The following is a 2,693-nucleotide window of genomic DNA, read 5'->3' as shown; positions in this document are numbered from 1 at the left end:
CCCTCTGTGCCGCCCGGGGGTTCCCGGGCTCGGGCCCGCACCTCCTCGGAGGCGCGGGCCGTCGCCCGTACCCAAACCCTCATCAAGGGCCAGAACGGCATCGGCACGGTCCGCAAGACCACCCTCCCGGGCGGCCTGCGCATCGTCACCGAAACCCTGCCCTCGGTCCGCTCCGCGACCTTCGGCATCTGGGCGCACGTCGGCTCCCGCGACGAGACCCCGGCCCTGAACGGCGCCACCCACTACCTGGAGCACCTGCTCTTCAAGGGCACCGGCAGCAGGTCCGCCCTGGACATCTCCGCCGCGCTCGACGCGGTCGGCGGCGAGATGAACGCGTTCACGGCGAAGGAGTACACGTGCTACTACGCACGCGTGCTCGACACCGACCTGCCGCTCGCCATCGACGTCGTCTGCGACATGCTCACGGGCTCCCTCATCCTCGAAGAGGACGTCGACGTCGAGCGCGGCGCGATCCTCGAAGAGATCGCCATGACCGAGGACGACCCGGGCGACTGCGTGCACGACCTGTTCGCGCACACGATGTTCGGTGACAACCCCCTCGGCCGTCCGGTCCTCGGCACGGTCGACACGGTCAACGCCCTCACCGCCGACCGCATCCGCCGCTTCTACAAGAAGCACTACGACCCCACGCACCTGGTCGTCGCCTGCGCCGGCAACATCGACCACGCCAAGGTCGTACGACAGGTCCGCACCGCCTTCGAGAAGGCCGGTGCCCTCAAGGACCTCGCCGCCGACCCCGTGGCCCCGCGCAGCGGCAAGCGGGCCCTGCGCACAGCGGGCCGCGTCGACCTGATCGACCGCAAGACCGAGCAGGCGCACGTCGTGCTCGGCATGCCCGGCCTGTCCCGCACCGACGAGCGGCGCTGGGCCCTGGGCGTGCTGAACACCGCCCTCGGCGGCGGCATGTCCTCCCGCCTCTTCCAGGAGGTCCGGGAGAAGCGCGGCCTCGCCTACAGCGTGTACTCGTACACCTCAGGCTTCGCCGACTGCGGCCTGTTCGGCGTCTACGCCGGTTGCCGGCCCTCGCAGGTGCACGACGTGCTGAAGATCTGCCGCGACGAACTTGACCACGTCGCCGAGCACGGCCTCACGGACGACGAGATCGCACGGGCCATCGGCCAGCTCCGGGGCTCCACGGTCCTCGGCCTGGAGGACACCGGCGCGCTGATGAACCGTATCGGCAAGAGCGAGCTGTGCTGGGGCGAGCAGATGTCCGTCGACGACATGCTGGCCCGGATCACGTCGGTCACCCCGGACGACGTCCGCGAGGTCGCCCGCGAGATCCTGGGACGGCGGCCCTCCCTGTCGGTCATCGGCCCGCTGAAGGACAAACAGGCGGCCCGCCTGAACGACGCCGTCGCCTGAACATTCCCTGGTGAAGGAAGCACAAGAGATGAGCAAGCTGCGCGTGGCGGTCCTCGGTGCCAAGGGCCGGATCGGCTCGGAAGCCGTACGAGCCGTCGAAGCCGCCGACGACCTCGAACTGGTCGCCGCCCTCGGCCGGGGCGACAAGCTGGAGACGCTGACCGAATCCGGCGCCCAGGTCGCGGTCGAACTGACCACGCCGGACTCGGTCATGGCCAACCTCGAGTTCTGCGTCGGCCACGGCATCCACACGGTCGTCGGCACCACCGGCTGGACCGACGAGCGCCTCGCGCAGCTGAACGGCTGGCTGTCCGCCTCCCCGGAGACGGGCGTGCTCATCGCGCCGAACTTCTCCATCGGGGCCGTACTGAACATGAAGTTCGCGCAGATCGCGGCACCGTACTTCGAGTCGGTCGAGGTCATCGAACTCCACCACCCGAAGAAGGTCGACGCCCCGTCGGGTACCGCCACGCGCACGGCCCAGCTCATCGCGTCGTCTCGCGCCGAGGCGGGTGCGGCTCCGGCACCGGACGCCACGGAGACGGCCCTGGACGGCGCGCGGGGCGCGGACGTCGACGGCATCCCCGTGCACTCCGTCCGCCTGCGCGGCCTGCTGGCCCATCAGGAGGTCCTGCTGGGCGGCGAGGGCGAGACGCTCACCATCCGCCACGACTCCCTCCACCACAGCAGCTTCATGCCGGGCATCCTCCTCGGCGCCCGCCGCGTGGTGAGCACCCCGGGCCTGACGTTCGGCCTGGAACACTTCCTGGACCTGAACTGAGCCTCTGACCGTCATGCGCGCGAAGCTCACCTACGCCCTCACGGCCGCCGTCCTGGTCGTCTACTTCGTCCTGGTCGGCAGCCGCGGCGTCCTGCTCATCGAGACCGGCACCCCCCTCACCGTCACCTTCGGTGTAGCGGTGCTGATCCTGCCGGTCATCGGCCTGTGGTTCCTGTGGAAGAACACCCAGTTCGCCCGCAAGGCCAGCCAACTCGCCGCCGAACTCGACGCCGAGGGCGGTCTGCCCGTCGACGAACTGCGGCGCACCCCCAGCGGGCGCATCGACCGCGACTCCGCCGACGAGGTCTTCGCCAAGCGCAAGGCCGAGACGGAGGACGCCCCCGACGACTGGCGCACCTGGTTCCGTCTCGCCGTCGCCTACCACGACGCCCGCGACACCCCGCGTGCCCGCAAGGCGATGCAGCGCGCGATCGCCCTGCACGACGGCAAGCAGCCCGAAGCGGCCTGAACCGCACCCCCCTGTCTCATGCCGGCGGGGCCGGACCGTGCACACGGTCCGATCGGA

3 protein-coding genes are annotated in these 2,693 nt (G+C 70.5%); all 3 read left to right on the top strand.

Translation table 11 applies throughout. The features are described from left to right. Positions 1-6 precede the first annotated feature (6 nt). The 3 genes from AB0E85_RS39830 to AB0E85_RS39820 are packed head-to-tail and all read left to right on the top strand — an operon-like array spanning position 7 to position 2,636. Positions 7-1,386 carry a pitrilysin family protein gene (locus tag AB0E85_RS39830; protein WP_361937641.1) on the top strand — a complete coding sequence of 460 codons (1,380 nt, stop codon included), beginning with the start codon at positions 7-9 and terminating at the stop codon, positions 1,384-1,386. A 28-nt stretch (positions 1,387-1,414) separates the two neighbouring features. Beyond that, positions 1,415-2,167 carry a 4-hydroxy-tetrahydrodipicolinate reductase gene (dapB, locus tag AB0E85_RS39825; protein WP_361937640.1) on the top strand — a complete coding sequence of 251 codons (753 nt, stop codon included), beginning with the start codon at positions 1,415-1,417 and terminating at the stop codon, positions 2,165-2,167. Positions 2,168-2,180: 13 nt separating this feature from the next. Then, positions 2,181-2,636 (top strand): hypothetical protein, encoded by a 456-nt coding sequence (locus tag AB0E85_RS39820; protein WP_033313018.1) that lies wholly within the window; start codon positions 2,181-2,183, stop codon positions 2,634-2,636. Positions 2,637-2,693 lie beyond the last annotated feature (57 nt).

The sequence above is a fragment of the Streptomyces sp. NPDC029044 genome (assembly GCF_040637495.1).
Classification (GTDB): Bacteria; Actinomycetota; Actinomycetes; order Streptomycetales; family Streptomycetaceae; genus Streptomyces.
Note: the sequence above shows the minus strand (reverse complement) of the source record. Positions and strands in the feature narration are given on the sequence as shown.

What these genes read in the sequence shown, in the direction of transcription:
- dapB (WP_361937640.1), top strand. Translation starts at nt 1,415, where the DNA reads ATGAGCAAGCTGCGCGTGGCGGTCCTCGGTGCCAAGGGCCGGATCGGC.
- AB0E85_RS39820 (WP_033313018.1), top strand. Translation starts at nt 2,181, where the DNA reads ATGCGCGCGAAGCTCACCTACGCCCTCACGGCCGCCGTCCTGGTCGTC.